Raw genomic sequence first — 19,308 nt, 5'->3', positions numbered from 1 at the left:
GCGCAGATCTCTGACTTCGAATAGCGCGGTTAATATCGCTTAGCAATTATCTTTTTAGACCCCATTTCATATAATATTGATTCAACTCTTTCATGGAATGAATGTAAAGGAGCGGAAAAGTATATCCCGAAAGTATAGCTTTATGCTTCTGACGAATTTTAGGGTATTTAAACAGAATGTGATTCATCATTTCAAAACTAAATTCATTCGTTGCATCTTTTAGCCGGCCCGGTCTGTTACGGTCATTTTTTATGCATCTTGAGATGCATCGAAAAAAGCAACCTAAAAAATTTGGATCTATCCAAATTAAAGAAGTCGCTTTTGCAAAACGCTGAGGCATGCAGAAACTATAATTACCTTCAATAATCCATGATTCTTTTTCAAGAAAAGCATCCTGATCGGCGGCAAATTCTTTCTCATCTCGTAGTTGCCAGTTTGTTCCGGGAATATGTGCAAGCTGGTCGAGATGACATACCGGAATATTTAGTTTTTCTCCAAGCTGATTTGCCAGCGTTGATTTGCCGCTATTACTTGGGCCTAGAATGCATATCCGCTGCCCAAGTTCATTTAGTGATGTCATCTTCTTGAATCTTAAAATTAGATTGCCTGTTCCTTTGATTAAGCAACGAAGACAAGCCTGTTTAAATGCACCGCAAACGTATGTTGAAAGTGTTAAATTTTAATTAAAAAACTATGATTTTGGTGCAATAATTTTTCTGCCCAAAAAATAGTTTTGAAATAATTCAATACAATAGATATAAATAATCATTTCCAAACAAAATCCCGTAAAAAGTCTTGATACTTGATACTCGCTACTTGATACTAAAAGAATGAATAAACTCATCATATATCAACTCCTGCCGCGCCTGTTTGGCAACACACAAACGCTTAACAAAGTCAATGGTTCTATCGAAGAAAATGGGGTTGGTAAACTAAATGACATTACCGACAAAGCCCTGCAGGAAATCAAGGCTATGGGCTTTACACATGTATGGTACACCGGCGTTATAGAGCACGCCACCATGACCGATTATACTGCCCAGGGCATCGCCAATGACGATCCGGATATTGTGAAAGGCAGGGCAGGTTCGCCTTATGCCATTAAGGATTATTATGACATAGCTCCCGATCTGGCTGTTGATGTCAACAATCGCATGACCGAATACGAGGCTTTGATACAGCGCACCCATAACAATGGTCTTAAAGTAATCATGGATCTGGTGCCTAATCACGTGGCCCGCACCTACGCCTCGGATGTAAAACCCACCGAAGTGCGTGATTTTGGACAGGATGACGACAAAAGCAAAGCTTTCGATCCACACAATGATTTTTATTATATCCCCGGTCAGCCTTTTGTAGTGCCATCGGGTTATAATCCCGGTGGGGATGAGTTCCACAGTCCGCTGAAGGATGGGCATTTTGATGAGAATCCCGCAAAGGCTACCGGTAACGATGTATTCAGTGCCTGGCCGTCTATCAACGATTGGTTCGAGACCATGAAGCTGAACTACGGGGTCGACTATATGAACGGCCGTTATGGTCATTTCGACCCAATACCGCCGCTGTGGAACAAAATTTACGACATCCTGAATTTTTGGAGTAAAAAGGGTATAGACGGGTACCGCTGCGACATGGTAGAGATGGTGCCCACCGAGTTTTGGGCCTGGGTTATCCCCAAACTCAAGGCAGCCTATCCCGGTACCATATTCATCGGCGAAGCCTATGATAAAAACAAATACGGCGATTATATTTTCAGAGGGGGCTTTGATTACCTGTACGATAAGGTGGGTTTGTACGATGCCATCCGTCGCCTAACCCGTAACGATTACGGCGCCAATACCTGGGAAATCAACAATGTATGGAATACCCATTGTCATGGTATCGACCAGCACATGCTGCGCTTTATGGAAAACCACGACGAGCAGCGCATCGCCTCCCACTATTTTGCCGGCGACGCCTGGCTGGCCGTACCCGGCATGATTGTGACCGCTACCATGAACACCGGTCCGATTATGATCTATTCGGGTCAGGAAGTGGGCGAGCCAGCTTTAGGTCATCAGGGTTTCAGTGGCGATGATGGCCGTACCTCTATATTTGATTACTGTTGTGTACCCGAACATCAGAAATGGCTCAATAACGGAGCATTTGATGGCGCGAATCTGTCCGAAAGTCAAAACAACCTGCGCAGTTTCTATCAAAAATTACTGCTGAGCGTAAAAGATAATGAAGCCCTAAGCAATGGACTTTTTTATGAACTGATGATGACCAACGAACATCAACCCGGGTTCGATCAGTTATTATACATTTATCTACGTTACACGGATGAACAGCGTGTACTGGTTATCGCTAACTTTAACCGCGCCGAACGCGGGTTGACTGTTAAATTTCCTGACGACTTGCTCAGCAAACTCAATCTAAACGGCAAAACAGAGTTCACTGATTTGCTTAGCGAAGTAAAATTCCATACGGATGATATCAGAAACGGGGTGGGTATAAGCATACCTGCTTCGGGCGGATTGTTGCTGGCGTTTTAAACGGCGATACTTCCCCAATTTTCCTTCATGTCATTGCGAGGAGGAACGACGAAGCAATCTTCTCGCGTTCTTGCCTATGAGAACGTGAGGGGATTGCCACGCTACGCTCGCAATGACATATTTTTTATTTCCCAGCTTGTATTTCATTTCCACCGTCAGCAGAACAGCTTCGGGCGAAAGCGGGCAGAACAATGGTGGCCTGTGCGGATGTGGGGCATAGCAAGTTTTTGCTGAAGCGTAGGGGAATGCGGGAACGAAGTGGGGCAAAATAATTGCAGCCCGTGGTTCTGACCGCTTTGCAGGGTAAAGGCCAAGTGCGCAAGAAGCCTCTCTGCTGACTTGATTTTTGGTTACTTTGTATCAAGACAAAGTAACAGCCACAGCGGCAATTGAGCGCTCTACGATATTCATCTTCACTTTGCTTCCCACCAGCCCAATAAAAATTCGATATAAAAATTAAATTAAATTTATGAGAAATTGCGTTTAATGGCACGGTTAATGATTTTTCATTAATTCAATAGTCGTATATTGCGTAGTAAGTACACTTTATACATATTTGTAGCAGACCTCTAATAGATTTGAATGGAAAGTAATATACCAAATGAGGAGCTGATACCTCGTAAATTAGTTGAAGCAGAGCACATACTTGAAGAAGAGGATGAGGAATTTCACCACCTCAATAACCCGGCCGATGCGATAAAGCCCATCATCAAAAAGTACCTGGGTATTCCTAATCATGCAGATCAGCTGGGGAATAAATTCTACTTTACCGATGGCGATGCGAAGGTGGAAGTGATTGTAGTGACCGACGAGATTATCCGGGTACGATTAGCGCCGCATGGAGTTTTTCTGGAAGATTTTTCCTACGCGGTTCCCAAACTGGAACATAAAGCCGCCGAGTTTACCTTGTTTGAAGATGAGATGGAATTTCGGGTAGCCACTAAATCGATAAACTGTCATATCCGTAAAAAGGACTTTTTTATATCATTTTCTGATAGTAAAAACCACGTAACCAGTACCGATGCGGTGCCCATGCACTGGGAAGAGAATGTAAAGTTTGGCGGCTACTACGTGTTTTGCACCAAAACCTGCCATCCCGACGAAAGCTTTTTTGGCCTGGGCGATAAACCAACCGAATTTAACCTGCGCGGCAAACGTTTAAAAAACTGGAACACAGACGCTTATTCGTTTCAGTGGAACCAGGACCCGCTGTACCGCAGCATCCCTTTTTACATCAGTGTAAACGAAGGTATAGCACACGGTATTTTCTTCGATAATACCTTTAAGGCACAGTTTGACTTTGGCGGTGAAGATACTACCAAAACCAGTTTCTGGGCCGATGGTGGCGAACTGCAATACTACTATATCCATGGGCCGCATATGATGGATGTGGTAAAAAGCTACCATATATTAACCGGAACCCATCCTATGCCACCGCTTTGGGCACTGGGCTATCACCAATGCCGCTGGAGCTATTATCCGGAGGCTAAGGTGAAAAAGATCACTCGTGGTTTCCGTGATAATAAGATCCCTTGCGATGGTATCTACCTGGATATTGATTATATGGATGGCTACCGCTGTTTTACCTGGAACCGCAAATATTTCCCTGATCCTAAAAAAATGATCAGCGAACTGGCCGCCGATGGGTTTAAAACCGTGGTGATCATTGACCCGGGCATACGGGTCGACGATAATTACGCTGTGTTTAAAGAAGGTAAGGAGAAAAGATATTTTTGCCGCCGTAGCGACGATTACTTTATGGAGGGCCATGTTTGGCCGGGCCGCTGCCAGTTCCCGGATTTTACCAACCCTGAGGTACGTACCTGGTGGGGCGGTTTGTTTGACGAGCTGGTGCAAATGGGTGTAGCCGGTGTTTGGAACGATATGAATGAGCCCGCCGTATTTGGCGCCGGTACTTTCCCCGATGATGTACGCCACCAGTACGATGGTTTCCGCGGATCGCACCGTAAGGCACATAACGTATATGGTATGCAAATGGTACGCTCCACTTATGAGGGTTTGCGTAACATCATGAAAAATAAGCGCCCTTTTACCATTACCAGGGCGGGTTACTCAGGCGTACAACGTTTTTCATCCGTTTGGACTGGTGATAATGTGGCTTCCTGGGAGCATTTGAAATTAGGTAATATCCAATGCCAGCGTCTTTCTGTATCGGGTATACCGTTCTGCGGTACCGATATTGGCGGCTTTAGCGGTGAACCCGATGGAGAATTGTTTACCCGCTGGATCCAGATGGGTACATTTTCACCATTTATGCGCGCGCATTCGGCAGGGGATACCAAGGAGCGTGAGCCCTGGAGCTTTGGCGAACCGTTTACGGCCATCAACCGTAAGTTTATCGAACTGCGCTATAAACTGATGCCTTACTTTTACTCCACCTTCTGGGAGCATCACCGTTATGGCTTCCCGATATTGAGACCGATAGTAATGCATGAGCAGGATGTGAAACTGAATCACTTCCGCCAGGATGAGTTTACTTATGGCGATAAGATATTGGTTTGTCCGGTAATGGAGCCAGGTCAAACTAAGCGTAATGTATATCTGCCTAAAGGCAAATGGTTTAACTTCTGGACGCATGAGATAGTAGAAGGCGGTAAAGAAGTAAGTGTAGAAACTCCTTTGGAAACTATGCCGCTGTTTGTAAAAGCCGGCTCGGTAATACCCGAATATCCGGTAATGCAATATGTAGGCGAGCATGAGATAGAAGAGGTGAAACAAAATATCTACTACTCGGACTATGAAGTGAACTCTTTCCTGTTTGAAGATTACGGCGAAACCTTTGCCTACGAGCAGGATATTTACCTCGAGAAAAAGTTTGTGGTAAACGGCAATTCCCGCGAGATGACCATTCATCAGAGCATGGAAGGCCTGTACACCCCGCGCTATGAAGGTTACCATCTCAATATTATCGGACTACCATTTAAACCGGGCAAAATACTGGCCGATGGCAAAGTGGTCAACGATTTCGTGATCAACGCCGATGGCACGGTAGAGTTTAAGTTCAGTAAGAATTTCAAACACATCGAAATTTTAAAATAACTAAAAAGGCCCCGTTAGGGGCCTTTTTAGTTATGTGGCTACCTTTGTCCTTCCCGCGCGTCATTGCGAGGTACGAAGACAACCGACCGGAGGGAGCTCATTAATACCTATAAAAAAAACAAACAGAACATTAATAATCTCTAAACTATACAGAGTAAATCTTTATGGTTAACCTGCTTATGTAGAGATTGCTTCGTAGCTCGCAATGACGTGTGAAGAAAGTGCCTTCGCCAATGTTGGTGTTGTCACCAACATTCTACTGCCTGGTCGACGATAATAAGTTGTTGGTGACAACACCAACAACGGCACCGAAAGAATCCTATAACTTAATTGAATCGTTCAGCAGCTTCAGCAGAAACAGGTGTAAAAAAGTTAACCAAATTCCCCTCCGGGTCGCGAAATAATAAAGAGCGGTTACCCCAGGGCATTGTGGTGGGTTCTTGAATAACATCATTCAAGAAATCTTTAATTTTAGCATATTGATCATCAACATCTGCTACGCGAAATTCTATAATCACGCTTTTGTTACTGGCAGCTTCGGCAAAGTTGTTTCCGAATAAGCTTAATGTACGGGTACTGGCAATAGCTAAATTGCTACCGTCTGTAGTTATTTCTGCAAAGTCGTCCGTATACCATTTGGCGGGCAAACCAGTAATTTTTTCATAAAACGGTACCAGGTTTTTTATTTCGTTGGTGATAATTCTTAATGATGATAATTTCATACTGTTATTATTTGATTGTTATTTACACGCAAACGTAAGTATGCCTGATGACAACAGTATGTCAGGAGTATTTATTCAAATGCTGCTTTTAATTCCTCGGCCTATTATGCCGGTAGGCTTCAGACTAAAGCCTTCCAACTCCCGATTATTTTTCGTATCTTTATACAAATACCAGCCCGGTTCTCCCGCAAAAAGGAGAACCGGGCTGTTTTGTTAAAGACAAAACAAGGTCAAAAATAGATCGTTTGGTATGTAGTTATTTGACAATCAATAAATTAATACTTTTTAAAGTTTTTAAAACTGCTAAAAAACGGGCTGAAATTTGTTAAAAAGTGTTAAAATGGATGGTTTTGAATGAATTTTCGAAGGTTTTTACCCCGTTTTTGAGCAGAAAAGTGTTAAAATTCGGGGTTTAAAAAGTTTTTCAGCCCATGAATGAATAGGAGGTGGCAACAAAAATAATTGCCCAAAGTATAATCTTTTAAATCAAATCAAAATCTTGTAAATCCTGTTATATTTGATAGTATATAAACCAAACCATTCCCGTACATTGGGTTATTCTAACATGCCTTAACAGGTTCTTATATCATGGCCAAACAAACAAAGAAAACCGAAACCCCGTTACCGGAAGCTAAACCTGCAAAAGAGAAGAAAGTCGCAAAATCGGCTGATAAAAAGGTAGTTACACCGGAAGTGAAACCCGCAACAGCTAAAAAAGCTGCTCCAAAACCAAAAACAGCAGCTTCCAAAACGGCAAAGCCTGCCACGAAGACGGCCAAAGCAAAGCCATCCGTGCCTCAGATACATGTAATGCAGAATGCTGTAGAACCCTACAGCCGTTTTACCGATTTTGATATCAGTTTATTTAAATCGGGCAAACATTATAAACTGTATGAAAAGTTTGGTTCGCATGTGGTGGAATTTAATGGAGTTATCGGAACCTATTTTTCTGTTTGGGCGCCAAATGCACAGTATGTATCGGTTATAGCCAATTTTAACGGCTGGAACCGCGGTTCGCACAGTCTAAATGCCCGCTGGGATTCCTCGGGTATCTGGGAGGGTTTTATCCCGAATGTGGGTGTGGGCGAAACCTATAAATATTATATCAAATCATCAACCGGCGAAAACCTGGAAAAGGCCGACCCTTTTGCACTCAGGTGGGAAGTACCGCCAAGTACAGCCTCCATAGTTGCCGATACCTACTATGAATGGAAAGATGCTGAGTGGATGGCCAACCGGCACGAACATAATGGCCTGGATAAACCATATAGTGTTTATGAAGTACATCCGGGTTCATGGGCGCGCAGTTTAGAGAGTCCGGATGAGTTTTTGACCTATACCCAACTGGCCGATAAGCTGGTACCTTACGTCAAAGAAATGGGCTTTACCCATGTAGAGCTGATGCCCATTATGGAATCGCCGTTTTACCCGAGCTGGGGATACCAGATCAGCGGGTATTTTGCCGCTGCATCGCGCTATGGCGACCCTAAGGGTTTAATGTATCTGGTTGAAGAATTTCACAAGGCCGGAATTGGTGTGATACTGGATTGGGTGCCTTCACACTTCCCTGGCGATGCGCATGCCCTGTACAAGTTTGATGGTACGCATCTATATGAACATGCCGATAACCGTAAAGGCTTTCATCCGGATTGGAAATCGTACATATTTAATTATGGCCGCAACGAGGTAAGGGCATTCCTGATCAGTAACGCGCTCTTCTGGCTGGATAGATATCATGCCGATGGTTTGCGTGTAGATGCGGTAGCTTCCATGCTTTATCTGGATTATTCCCGTAAACATGGTGAGTGGGAACCTAATATTTACGGTGGGAACGAAAACCTGGAAGCTATATCTTTCTTGAAGGAGTTCAACGAGGCAGTTTACAGTCATTTCCCATCGGTGCAAACCATCGCCGAAGAATCTACTTCGTTTACCGGTGTTAGTCGCCCGGTTTATTTGGGTGGACTGGGCTTTGGTATGAAATGGATGATGGGCTGGATGCACGATACCATAGGTTACTTTAAAGAGGATCCGATCAATCGAAAATATCACCATAACGAAATTACCTTTAGTACTATATATGCTTTTACCGAGAACTTTATGCTGCCCTTTTCGCATGATGAGGTAGTATATGGCAAAGGCTCCATGTTACGCAAAATGCCTGGCGATGAATGGCAGCAATTTGCCAATCTGCGTTTAATGTACAGTTATATGTTTACGCACCCAGGCACCAAATTGCTGTTTATGGGTGCCGAATTTGGTCAGGGCGATGAGTGGAATTTTGCCCAGTCGCTACAATGGCATGTTTTGGAGTATGCAAACCACCAGGGCATGAGCGAAACGGTGAAGACACTGAATCATTTGTATCGTGATGAACCGGCACTTTATCAGAAAGCTTTTGACTTTAGTGGCTTTGAATGGGTAGATGGGGGCAATGCCAATGATTCGGTATTAGTTTACAGACGCATGGGCCATCATGAAAAAGACGACCTGATGATCATCCTGAACATGACACCTGTACCACGCCATAATTATCGTATAGGTGTACCCAAAGGCGGACAATGGGTTGAGATATTCAACTCAGATGCTAAAAAGTTTTGGGGCAGCGGTTTGACCAATGGACACGAAGTAACCGCCGAAACTATAAAGTGGCATGGAAAAGATAATTCTATTGTAATTACCCTTCCACCATTGGGTGCTACTATATTTAAAATAGCCAAAGACGCGCCAGCCAAGTATGAGCTGAAACGCTGATGGATTTAAAAAGTCGATTAACAATGTAACCATTAACCGGGAATACGCGTTTAGCTGGATTACATTGTTAATCGAATACCTAATGAATCCGAAATTTCGTTACCTGTATATTTCCATTGGCAGTTTACTATTCATATCGTTAATAGTGCAGGTAATTATAACCTATCCTGAGGTAAATCCTCAAAATGTATTGCTAAATGCATTGCCGTCACTGTTGTTCTTTTATCTCGCTTACAAAACTTATCATGAAAAAAAGGATAGTGAACTGATGTAGCTGCTCTTTAGGATAAGAATATTTAAGTGATATGACTCTGCGTTTTTCCGTTCAATACTGAACAATAATTGTAACGAATCCGAACAGTTATTTAAGTGTACTTTATTTTAAATTATTGAATTTCAATGTCTTAAAATTAAGGTATGTTTTTGGCTCTATTTCCAGCCTAAACTTAATTGATTATGCTGAAAAATTACCTGCTTGTAGCTTTTAGAAATCTCTATAAACACAAGGCATTCTCATTTATTAATATCGTTGGTTTGGCTATAGGGATGGCAGCCTGTTTGTTGATTTTGCAATACGTCAATTTCGAATTAAGTTTTGATAATTTCCACGCCAAAAAAGACCGCATTTACCGCATCAATCAAGACAGGTATAACAATGGTAAATTAAGCACGCGGTGGGCCGGCGGAGCATTCGCACCCGGTAGCGTTTTCAAGGCTGCCTTGCCAGAAATAGAAGATTTTGTAAAGATTGTGGGCGCCAGTAGAGTGCTGGCTAATTATAAAGACCAAAAAATGACTATCACCAATGATTATTATGTGAGTGATGCATTTTTTAATATTTTTTCTTTTCCGCTTATCAGCGGCGATCCCAAAACGGCTTTAAAAGAGCCTAATACAGTGGTCATATCCGAAGAGGTGGCGCAAAAACTTTTTCATGATATAAACCCGGTGGGGCAATCATTAACTATTAATAATGATAAGCTCTTGAAAATTACCGGTGTAATGAAAAATGTTCCTGCCAATTCGCACATGAAGTTTGATTTTTTGCAATCATATAATACGCTGCTCAAGGAAAATCCACCGAATAAAGATTATGATATGGATAATGCCTGGTTAAGTGATGGCTGTAAAACCTACGTGTTACTTAAACCAGGAGTTGACCCTAAAGTGCTGGAGGGTAAATTTATACCTATTGTAAAAAAAGTTTATGATGCTTATAAAAGTGCCGGCGAAGATGCTGTTTATACCTTGCAACCCATACAAAGCATCCATTTATACTCCAACCGTATGTTGGAATTTCAACCCAATGGCGATGGAAAGTCGGTTTATTTACTGCTGGGCATAGCCATATTTGTGATCATTATTGCCTGGATCAATTACATTAATCTGGCAACCGCACGTGGTATAGGTAGGGCCAAAGAGGTGGGCGTTCGTAAAACATTGGGCTCAGCTAAAGCACAGTTGATTGCTCAGTTTATGTTAGAATCTATGCTGCTTAATGGGTTAGCCATCATATTAGCTGTGATATTAATTCTGATTTGTTTACCTGTTTTTTCGCGTATATCAGGTTTACAAATAGGGTTTGATATGTTTACCAGACCCATCTTCTGGGGTTCTATGTTAGGTATATTTATCCTGGGATCATTCTTTAGCGGATTTTACCCGGCCATCGTATTATCCTCATTCCGGCCTGTTGAAGTGATGAAGGGTAAAATACTGGCTTCGCCTAAAGGTGTTGTTTTACGCAAAGCGATGGTGGTATTTCAGTTTGCCGCCTCTATATTTTTACTCATTGGGTCGCTCACAGTGTTCAGGCAGTTAAAATTTATGCAAAGCCAAAAGCTGGGTGTAAAAATTGATCAAACATTGATCATTAAGCCACCGATGAATAAGATTGATTCGTTTTATCGGGATATGAGCTCGTTTAAACAGGAGTGTCTGACACAATCATCTATAAAAAATATAAGTGTATCAACCTCAGTTCCGGGAGAATCAATTTGGTGGAATGCCGGTGGTGTTAAGTTAACCACGGCCGACGAAAGCCAGGGCAAGCAATACCGTATTGTAGGTGCCGACTATGATTACCTGACTGCCTATGATTTAAAACTCATAGCCGGCCGTAAATTCTCTAAAAATTATGGAGATGAGCCTCATAATGTTGTATTTAATAAAAAAGCCATAGAACAGCTTGGGTTTAATAAACCTGAGGCGGCATTAGGAAAACGTATTGATTTCTGGGGACAGGTATATACCATTGTAGGCGTGGTTGATAACTTTCATCAGCAGTCCTTGCGTGATGCCTATGAGCCTATTATTTTTCGTTGCATTCCTGATGTGCGGGGTTATGTATCAGTAAAAATAAGTACAACTAATCTCCCTAAAACCATTGCCGATCTTAAAAAAACATGGTCGGCATTTTTCCCAGGCGATCAGTTTGATTATTTTTTCCTGGATCAGTATTTTAATGAGCAATACCAAACCGACCAACGTTTTGGACAAGTGTTTGGCGTATTTACCGGCATAGCTATTTTTGTAGCATGTTTGGGTCTGTTCGGGCTGGTGTCCTACACTATTGTGCAACGCACTAAGGAGATCGGTATCCGCAAGGTTTTGGGAGCTACGGTGAATAGTATTTTGACATTGCTATACAAGGATTTTGCTGCGTTAGTAGTTATCTCCTTTGTTGTTTCGGCGCCAATAGCCTGGTATGCTATCAGCCAATGGCTGCAAACCTATGCCTTTAGAGTTGATATCGGTCCTTTACTGTTCATTATTCCATTTTTGATAGTTATGGTGATCGCATTTGCCACGGTATCCTATCTGAGTGTAAAAGCCGCATTAACAAATCCGGTTAAGAGTTTGAAAACGGAGTAATATCTTTTTTATATTTAAACATGCTTTACTTTACCCAGATCGTATTCATCAGGGACAATAAAGAATACGAATTTAACCTGTTCGAATCGTATGTATTACCCTTGTTGCATAAACATGGCGGGGAATTAATTTACCGGGTAAGGCCAACTGCCGATTGTGTTATAGAAACATCCCTAGGAAACCCATATGAAATACATATTGTAACATTTGCTAGCCAGCAGGGCTTTGATGGATATTTGAACGATGAGGAAAGAGTAAAGCATATGCAGCTTAAAGAGAATGCTATAGAAAAAGTGTTATTGATAGCCGGATCCCTGCTTTGATCGTTCCCTGTTTTATAATATCTACGTCAACTTGTAACTTACCTTGGTGTTAGATTGGCATATCTATGTAATCACGCCTAATTTATTTTGTTATTTTGCTGTATGTCAGTTTTAGATACGCTTGAGAAACCAGCAATACCAACCTATTCGCTGCTGCAAAACAGCTCCATCGGCAGCAGCATGATCGAGGTGCGCGAGGCGAGTGCAGGATGTGAAGTGTTTAAGCTTGATCCGGCTTTTCTGATACCTCACCGCAAAGATTACTATCTGTTTGTATTGGTAAAGCAAGGGAATAATCGCCATTGGATTGATTTTATGCCGTATACCATTAAACCCAATACGTTTTATTTTACCGTACCTCACCAGGTACACCTAAAAGAACATGCGGGACAAATGGAAGGCCTGATGGCCAGCTTTACTGACGAGTTTTTGCAGCTTGAAGAAAACCGCACACTAAAACAACTACCCATTATCCAAAACCCCTCCGGAGCCCATGAACTGTTGCTAACCGCGGCTGATATGAGCTTTATTGAGGATGTAATGCGCAAGATGCTGGTAGAGTTTAATGCTGACGGTACCTGGCGCAATCAAATGCTTACCTCATGGTTGCGGGTGCTGGTGATTTACCTGAGCAGGCTGTATAACGAACAATTCAGCGAAAGTTGCCTTACGGTGAGCTATTGCATGCTTAAAAGCTTCCAGGCACTTATCGGCGAGCATTACGCTACTCAGCATGATGTTGCTGCCTATGCCGAAAAACTCAACATAACACCCGGTCATCTCACGGAAGTTATTAAACAACAGAGCGGCAAAACAGCCATTACGCATATACATGAGCGCCTTATTGTTGAAGCTAAACGCCGCTTGCTGCATACCGAACTATCGGTAAAGCAAATAGCAGATGAGCTTGGGTTTGATGATGCGGCCTATTTTAATCGCTTTTTTAAACGGATTGCAGGCGCTCCACCAGCAAGCTATCGCGAGCAAATCCGGGAAATGTACAGTTAGTGCCCGACTATGTACAGCAGCTATTCAAATGGGCTTCCATAGCTTTGCTTTATGAATAAACAAACAGTTTTAATAACCGGCGCCAATAAGGGAATTGGCCTGGAAACCGCACGCCAATTGGCCAAAGCGGGTTATCATATATATTTGGGCAGCAGGGATAAAAATAATGGCGACAACGCTGTTGAAAAACTAAAAGCCGAAGGTTTTAACGATGTTGAATTGTTGCTGATTGATGTTACAAGCGAAGCTTCGGTTCAGCAGGCTCATGATGAATTGATTAAACGTACCGATAAATTGGATGTGCTGATCAATAATGCAGGCATTCCCGGCGCTTTTCCACAACAACCCTCCAATGCCAATAACGATAACTTGCATAACGTTTTTGAAGTGAACTTTTTTGGCCCGATACGTACGGTAAGGATATTTATTGATCTGCTTAAAAAGGCCGAAAATCCAAGAATTGTGAATGTAACATCCGATCTGGGTTCGCTTACATTGCATAACGATCCTGATTGGGAGCATTATCATTTTAAATCGGCAGCTTATGGCCCGTCAAAAACAGCTTTGAATGCCTATACCGTTGCTTTGGCGGCTGAGTTAAAGGATTCCTTTAAAGTAAACGCGGTAAATCCTGGTTATACCAATACCGAATTTAATAACAACCAGGGCCCTAAACCGGTAGAAGATGGTGCAGCTCCGATTGTAGCCTACGCCATGTTGGATAAAAATGGCCCAACCGGAAAATATATCAGCGACTATGGAGAAACGCCGTGGTAGGTTTTTAGAGAGCAAGGATTTTTGGAATAAGGAGCAAAGACGGGAGATAAATAATAAATTATGTCATTGCGAGGAGGAACGACAAAGCAATCTCCTCGCGTTTAATATGCAAGCGAGGAGATTGCCATGCTGCGCTCGCAATGATATAGCTTTTTAGAGCAATCTATAGTATGTAAAAACAACAAAGCCCACGGTAAACCGCGGGCTTTGCTATATAAATTAAAATTGATTGATCAAAAATTAGATCTTGCCCAATTCCTGTACCAGGTCGATCAGTTTGTTTGAATAACCCCATTCGTTATCGTACCAAGATACTACTTTAACAAAGTTGTCATTCAAGCCGATACCAGCTTTTGCATCAAAAATTGAAGTGCGTGCATCACCTTTAAAGTCTTCAGATACAACTTCATCTTCAGTGTAACCTAAAATGCCTTTTAACTCACCTTCAGATGCAGCTTTCATAGCAGCTTTGATGGTTTCATAGGAAGCACCTTTTTTCAGACGTACAGTTAAATCAACTACAGAAACGTCAGCCACAGGAACGCGGAATGACATACCGGTTAATTTACCTTTTAACTGAGGTAAAACTAAACCAACTGCTTTAGCTGCACCTGTTGATGAAGGGATGATGTTTTGGTAAGCACCACGGCCACCTCTCCAGTCTTTTGCAGACGGGCCATCAACTGTTTTTTGAGTAGCTGTAACAGCATGTACAGTAGTCATCAAACCTTCTTCGATACCAAAGTTATCATCCAATACTTTAGCGATAGGAGCTAAACAGTTGGTAGTGCATGAAGCATTTGATACGATAGTTTGATCGGCTTTCAGTTGTTTATGGTTAACACCCATTACAAAAGTAGGGGTATCATCTTTAGCTGGTGCGCTCATTACCACTTTTTTAGCGCCGGCATCGATATGTTTTTGAGCAGTTTCCTGAGTTAAGAATAAGCCAGTTGATTCGATAACCACCTCGGCACCTACTTCATTCCATTTAAGGTTAGCAGGATCTTTCTCGGCAGTAACACGGATAGTTTTACCGTTTACAACCAAATGGCCGCCTTCAACAGCAATAGTGCCTTTGAACTGACCGTGAGTTGAGTCGTATTTCAACATGTAAGCCATGTAATCAGGCTCAACAAGGTCATTAATACCAACAACTTCAATGTCTGATCTTTCAATTGCGGCTCTGAATGCCAGGCGTCCAATACGGCCAAAACCGTTAATTCCTATTTTCATGATTTTTTTAATTTTTATTAGAATAGTAGGTTAATAAATTATTTATAGGTTCTTTAATGATATTTGCTATTTGAAGGTTTGCCTCCGATGCAGCTTCATGTAAATACTCCTGAAAGTTGGCAGCTACCGTACCTGCAAAATGAATAGAGGCACCCGGATGTTGCTTTGATAAAGGTAGTAAATATGTTGAAATTAGCTTGCTAAAACCTTTTTTTATGACGTTTTGTAGATAGTGGTCGTTATGATTATCCTGATAAAATTCGGTGAACGAGCTTAAAAATAAAGCAGGTTGTTTTTGCCTGTAAACTTTTTCCAGAAGGGTTTTCCTGTCCACATCGTACTTGCTCACAAACTTTTTTTTGATATTTGGAGGAAGGGTTTCGTTCATAAAACCCTTGATCAGCTGTCGGCCCAGCCAATTGCCAGATCCTTCATCGGCCAGAATATAACCCAACCCATAATTATTGGTCAGTACCTTTTTACCATCATACCATGCTGCATTGGATCCGCTGCCGCAAATACTGATAATGCCGGGTGAGTTTTTACAGCAGGCAATTGCCGCTGCCGTAATATCGTGCTCAACCACTACCTTGCCGAATTTAAAAAAGGCCGATAACGCGTTGTGGACAATTTGCCTGCGTTCATCAGATGAGGCACCGGCGCCAAAAAAATAAATGCGTTTTATTTCTTCAGCGTGATGTATCAGGTTAATGTTTTTATTGAGCAGTTGCAGGATATATTTTTCGTCGTTAAAATAGGGATTGATGCCATTGGTTTTAAACGAAGCAACAGTTCTTCCTTTATCGGCAAGCCGCCAATGTGCAAAGTACGATCCGCTATATACAACTGCAATCATTTATTATATTGATAATATATCTGCCATTTCCAAAAGATCAGCCTCGAGCTTAAATTCATGTTGGTTAAGGGCTTCTTCCAAACTGGTAAGCAGAATATGGTTGGCCTGCAAACCTACCATTTTTTGTGTTTCGCCCGCAATTAACGCATTTACAGCGGCATAGCCAAGTCGGCTACCCAAAATGCGGTCAAAACTTGATGGACTGCCACCTCTTTGCAAGTGGCCTAATATAGTTACTTTAATATCGTAATCTTTAACTTCTTTTTGCACAGCTTTAGCTACATCATATACACCGCCATTTTTATCGCCTTCGGCTACAATAACAATGCTTGATGATTTTTTGTTAGATGAGCCGTCTTTTAAATTCTTAATCAGATCTTCAATAGCTGTTTGTTTTTCCGGAAGCAGGATGGCCTCGGCACCGCAGGAAATACCCGCACGTAAAGCGATAGCCCCAGAATCCCTGCCCATTACTTCAATAAAAAATAATCGGTCGTGGGCATCGGCAGTATCACGTATCTTATCAATGGCTTCAATAACGGTATTAGTGGCGGTATCAAAACCCAATGTGTACGTTGATCCGCACAGATCATTATCAATGGTACCTGGTACGCCGATTACCGAAATATCCGGATACTTTTTTGAAAAACGCAGTGCACCGGTAAAGGTACCATCGCCGCCAATAACCACCAGGGCGTCAATGCCATGTTCCTTTAAATGTTTGTAAGCGGTGGCCATGCCTTCATCTTCTTTAAAAGGCAGGCAACGGGCTGTTTTTAAAATAGTACCTCCCAAATTAAGTATGTTACTTACCGAGCGTCTGTCCATGTTGTACATGTCGTTCTCGATAAGCCCTTTGTAACCCTGCCTAACACCAACAACCTCCAGGCCATTGTATAGTGCTGTTCTAACAACCGCCCTTATACAGGGATTCATTCCAGGGGCATCGCCACCAGAAGTTAAAACCGCAATTTTTGAAATTTTCTGCATTTTTACATTACTTAGATTTGCGCTACGAAGATAGTGTGTGTAAATTACACCATTAAATTTTATTTGTTTTTTTTTGGATTAGGAATTAAGGTCATATATTTAACAATTAAACTTAAATCCCCGTACAATTTTGGAAGTAATGCTACCTAAGTTTGATTCCGTATTCTCTATTGACTGCGTAATTTTTGGTTTTGAAGCCGGCGAACTTAAAATTTTGCTTATTGAACGTAACGAAGAGCCCTATAAAGATGAACTCGCGTTACCCGGTTATATTGTGGAACAAGACGAAAGTATTGACGATGCCGCCGAGCGTATATTATATGAGCTTACCGGCTTGCGCGATTTGCATATGCAGCAGTTTCATACTTTTGGCGAAGTAAACAGGCACCCTCAGGGCCGGGTTATCACTGTGGCTTATTATGCGCTGATCAGGATAAACGGGCAAAAGGAACTACGACCGGTAACCCAATATGCTAAAAAAGCTTTCTGGCACCCGGTTAATGAATTGCCAAAGCTTGCGTTTGATCACAGCGAGATATTTAATACGGGGTTTAACAAGATCCGCCGCAGGCTGCATTATCAGCCAATTGCCTTTGAGTTGCTGCCAGAAAAATTTACGCTTACCCAGTTGCAGTCTCTTTATGAAGCCGTTTTAAGTAAAAAACTGGATAAACGCAACTTCAGAAAGAAAATGCTGAGCTACGGATTTTTAAAGGAGCTTGACGAAAAACAAAAAGGCGTGTCCTACCGTGCCGCCAAATTGTACAAATTCGACAAACGCAAATACGGCAAAATATTCCAGGGCGAAATGAATATTGGATAGAGGGAAGAGAAGCAAGATATAAGACATTAAAATAAAAATGAGAAAGGCCCGGAATTAATTTCCGGGCCTTTTTTTATCTTGATTCTTGACTCTTATATCTTGCCTCTTTTTTTACAAAGAGCTTGGAGCCAGCTCCAGGTGATATTTTACCAGGTTATCTATAGGCGAGCGGATAATGCTGCCCACTACCATGCCGTTTTCGGTAGCTACTTCTTCCAAAACATTCCTGAAATTGTAACCAACTGAACCGATACAGTTAAAAGTATATTTTTGATAATCTGGGTAATGAGTTACCAGATTACGGAAAAAGTCTTCAAATGAGGTACGTACCAGGTTACGTGAATATTCAATATGTACGTTGTTATCATAAACAAACTTGCTGAAGCTTGCACAAAAACGATTAGCACGTGGCTGAGTATAAACCTGTTCGTTTATATCATCTGGTGTAAGTTTAAAAGTTTCCCAGAAAAGGTTACGTACAGGCTCTGGCATATAACCACGTAGATAATCAACCAGTAATTTTTTACCGATATAACAACCACTACCTTCGTCACCTAAAATATAAGCTCCTGAGTCAATGTTATTGATCACATCTTTACCATCGTAGATACAGGTATTGGTACCGGTACCTAAAATAGCTGCAAAACCCTCGTTGTTGCCTAACAGGGCACGGGCGGCAGCAAGCAGGTCATGGCCAATGTTTACCTTTGCTTTGGTGAAAACAGCTTTCATCGCTTCTTCAACAATTTTACGCATCTCGGGCGTTGAACAACCGGCGCCGTAATAATTTACTTCGGTTATTTCATCCTTCTCCAGGTCGGTAGGCAAACTTTCATTTAAAGATTGTATGATATACTCCGTACTAGAAAAATAAGGGTTATAACCCTCAGTGTTAAAATACACTTTTTTACCTTCTTCGGTAACCAGACACCAATTTGTTTTAGTTGATCCACCGTCAGCAATTATGATCATAAATTAAGTTTTATTAAAAAAAATTGGGTTAAAAGTATGATTAACTTATTGTAAAAAAAACACTTTCCATTTTAAAAAGCAAAAATTGCGATTTTCAAGTCAATAGAGCTTTGTTTTTGCATAAATTATCAGTTAAAAATACATTAAATACTAATGTTGATACATGTTTTATCAAAAAGCTGTTCATTATAACAAGTGTATGATTAACATGTAATTAGCTCATCGGTAATTAATCTACTTAATTTGCAATTGTACGTAATGTTAAATTATTTAGCAACAAATAATGTTTTATAATCTATTACGATTTACAACTACAAAAATGACAGGGAATTGTTGGATAGCATGTGTTGTTTTGACAGTAGATAGCTTTTCTTTTAAC

15 protein-coding genes are annotated in these 19,308 nt (G+C 41.6%); 9 read left to right on the top strand and 6 right to left on the bottom strand.

Features of this window, described 5'->3' with window-relative positions:
- Positions 1 to 46: 46 nt before the first annotated feature.
- Positions 47 to 580, bottom strand: coding sequence for a P-loop NTPase family protein (locus G7092_RS12035; protein ID WP_166089563.1), 534 nt, complete (start codon positions 578 to 580; stop codon positions 47 to 49).
- A 250-nt stretch (positions 581 to 830) separates the two neighbouring features.
- On the opposite strand from G7092_RS12035, the gene G7092_RS12030 reads away from it, so the two are divergent.
- Both G7092_RS12030 and G7092_RS12025 read left to right on the top strand, forming a co-directional pair.
- Positions 831 to 2,534, top strand: coding sequence for an alpha-amylase family glycosyl hydrolase (locus G7092_RS12030; RefSeq protein ID WP_166089561.1), 1,704 nt, complete (start codon positions 831 to 833; stop codon positions 2,532 to 2,534).
- Positions 2,535 to 3,116: 582 nt separating this feature from the next.
- Positions 3,117 to 5,594: a glycoside hydrolase family 31 protein gene (locus tag G7092_RS12025; RefSeq protein WP_166089559.1), complete on the top strand. Its 2,478-nt coding sequence runs from the start codon at positions 3,117 to 3,119 to the stop codon at positions 5,592 to 5,594.
- 326 nt (positions 5,595 to 5,920) lie between these two features.
- On the opposite strand, the gene G7092_RS12020 is transcribed toward G7092_RS12025, so the two are convergent.
- Positions 5,921 to 6,316, bottom strand: a complete 396-nt coding sequence (locus G7092_RS12020) for a VOC family protein (protein ID WP_166089557.1) — start codon at positions 6,314 to 6,316, stop codon at positions 5,921 to 5,923.
- An 810-nt stretch (positions 6,317 to 7,126) separates the two neighbouring features.
- Here G7092_RS12020 and glgB point away from each other — a divergent pair.
- The 6 genes from glgB to G7092_RS11990 all read left to right on the top strand — a co-directional run bounded on the left by glgB (position 7,127) and on the right by G7092_RS11990 (position 14,052).
- Positions 7,127 to 9,070 carry a 1,4-alpha-glucan branching protein GlgB gene (gene glgB, locus G7092_RS12015; protein WP_202985321.1) on the top strand — a complete coding sequence of 648 codons (1,944 nt, stop codon included), beginning with the start codon at positions 7,127 to 7,129 and terminating at the stop codon, positions 9,068 to 9,070.
- Between the two features lie 82 nt (positions 9,071 to 9,152).
- A complete protein-coding gene (locus G7092_RS12010) occupies positions 9,153 to 9,344 on the top strand; it encodes a hypothetical protein (protein ID WP_166089553.1) in 192 nt (63 codons plus the stop codon).
- A 182-nt stretch (positions 9,345 to 9,526) separates the two neighbouring features.
- Positions 9,527 to 11,944: an ABC transporter permease gene (locus G7092_RS12005; RefSeq protein ID WP_166089551.1), complete on the top strand. Its 2,418-nt coding sequence runs from the start codon at positions 9,527 to 9,529 to the stop codon at positions 11,942 to 11,944.
- 20 nt (positions 11,945 to 11,964) lie between these two features.
- Positions 11,965 to 12,267 carry a DUF1330 domain-containing protein gene (locus G7092_RS12000; protein WP_166089549.1) on the top strand — a complete coding sequence of 101 codons (303 nt, stop codon included), beginning with the start codon at positions 11,965 to 11,967 and terminating at the stop codon, positions 12,265 to 12,267.
- A gap of 102 nt (positions 12,268 to 12,369) precedes the next feature.
- A complete protein-coding gene (locus G7092_RS11995; protein WP_166089547.1) occupies positions 12,370 to 13,275 on the top strand; it encodes a helix-turn-helix domain-containing protein in 906 nt (301 codons plus the stop codon).
- Positions 13,276 to 13,326: 51 nt separating this feature from the next.
- On the top strand, positions 13,327 to 14,052 hold the full coding sequence (locus G7092_RS11990) for an SDR family NAD(P)-dependent oxidoreductase (RefSeq protein ID WP_166089545.1): 726 nt from the start codon (positions 13,327 to 13,329) through the stop codon (positions 14,050 to 14,052).
- 240 nt (positions 14,053 to 14,292) lie between these two features.
- On the opposite strand, the gene gap is transcribed toward G7092_RS11990, so the two are convergent.
- From gap to pfkA, 3 genes are read right to left on the bottom strand one after another with little or no spacing between them, the layout of a single operon-like run.
- Positions 14,293 to 15,288: a type I glyceraldehyde-3-phosphate dehydrogenase gene (gap, locus tag G7092_RS11985; protein WP_166089542.1), complete on the bottom strand. Its 996-nt coding sequence runs from the start codon at positions 15,286 to 15,288 to the stop codon at positions 14,293 to 14,295.
- A 7-nt stretch (positions 15,289 to 15,295) separates the two neighbouring features.
- Complete coding sequence (locus tag G7092_RS11980) at positions 15,296 to 16,144, bottom strand: hypothetical protein (RefSeq protein WP_166089540.1); 849 nt, start codon at positions 16,142 to 16,144, stop codon at positions 15,296 to 15,298.
- A gap of 3 nt (positions 16,145 to 16,147) precedes the next feature.
- A complete protein-coding gene (gene pfkA, locus G7092_RS11975) occupies positions 16,148 to 17,134 on the bottom strand; it encodes a 6-phosphofructokinase (RefSeq protein ID WP_166089537.1) in 987 nt (328 codons plus the stop codon).
- A 130-nt stretch (positions 17,135 to 17,264) separates the two neighbouring features.
- Between pfkA and G7092_RS11970 the strand changes: the two genes are divergently transcribed.
- Complete coding sequence (locus G7092_RS11970; RefSeq protein ID WP_076374039.1) at positions 17,265 to 17,957, top strand: NUDIX hydrolase; 693 nt, start codon at positions 17,265 to 17,267, stop codon at positions 17,955 to 17,957.
- A gap of 111 nt (positions 17,958 to 18,068) precedes the next feature.
- Here G7092_RS11970 and G7092_RS11965 read toward each other — a convergent pair whose 3' ends face one another.
- Positions 18,069 to 18,929, bottom strand: coding sequence for an N-acetylglucosamine kinase (locus tag G7092_RS11965; protein ID WP_166089535.1), 861 nt, complete (start codon positions 18,927 to 18,929; stop codon positions 18,069 to 18,071).
- Positions 18,930 to 19,308: the final 379 nt, after the last annotated feature.

The sequence above is a fragment of the Mucilaginibacter inviolabilis genome (assembly GCF_011089895.1).
GTDB lineage: Bacteria > Bacteroidota > Bacteroidia > Sphingobacteriales > Sphingobacteriaceae > Mucilaginibacter > Mucilaginibacter inviolabilis.
The sequence above is the reverse complement of the archived record's forward strand: the minus strand, read 5'-3'. Positions and strand labels throughout refer to the sequence as shown.

Bases quoted from the DNA above. Each gene is read 5' to 3' on its own strand.
- G7092_RS12035 (WP_166089563.1), bottom strand. From the start codon at position 580: ATGACATCACTAAATGAACTTGGGCAGCGGATATGCATTCTAGGCCCA.
- G7092_RS12030 (WP_166089561.1), top strand. From the start codon at position 831: ATGAATAAACTCATCATATATCAACTCCTGCCGCGCCTGTTTGGCAAC.
- G7092_RS12025 (WP_166089559.1), top strand. From the start codon at position 3,117: ATGGAAAGTAATATACCAAATGAGGAGCTGATACCTCGTAAATTAGTT.
- G7092_RS12020 (WP_166089557.1), bottom strand. From the start codon at position 6,316: ATGAAATTATCATCATTAAGAATTATCACCAACGAAATAAAAAACCTG.
- glgB (WP_202985321.1), top strand. From the start codon at position 7,127: ATGCAGAATGCTGTAGAACCCTACAGCCGTTTTACCGATTTTGATATC.
- G7092_RS12010 (WP_166089553.1), top strand. From the start codon at position 9,153: ATGAATCCGAAATTTCGTTACCTGTATATTTCCATTGGCAGTTTACTA.
- G7092_RS12005 (WP_166089551.1), top strand. From the start codon at position 9,527: ATGCTGAAAAATTACCTGCTTGTAGCTTTTAGAAATCTCTATAAACAC.
- G7092_RS12000 (WP_166089549.1), top strand. From the start codon at position 11,965: ATGCTTTACTTTACCCAGATCGTATTCATCAGGGACAATAAAGAATAC.
- G7092_RS11995 (WP_166089547.1), top strand. From the start codon at position 12,370: ATGTCAGTTTTAGATACGCTTGAGAAACCAGCAATACCAACCTATTCG.
- G7092_RS11990 (WP_166089545.1), top strand. From the start codon at position 13,327: ATGAATAAACAAACAGTTTTAATAACCGGCGCCAATAAGGGAATTGGC.
- gap (WP_166089542.1), bottom strand. From the start codon at position 15,288: ATGAAAATAGGAATTAACGGTTTTGGCCGTATTGGACGCCTGGCATTC.
- G7092_RS11980 (WP_166089540.1), bottom strand. From the start codon at position 16,144: ATGATTGCAGTTGTATATAGCGGATCGTACTTTGCACATTGGCGGCTT.
- pfkA (WP_166089537.1), bottom strand. From the start codon at position 17,134: ATGCAGAAAATTTCAAAAATTGCGGTTTTAACTTCTGGTGGCGATGCC.
- G7092_RS11965 (WP_166089535.1), bottom strand. From the start codon at position 18,929: ATGATCATAATTGCTGACGGTGGATCAACTAAAACAAATTGGTGTCTG.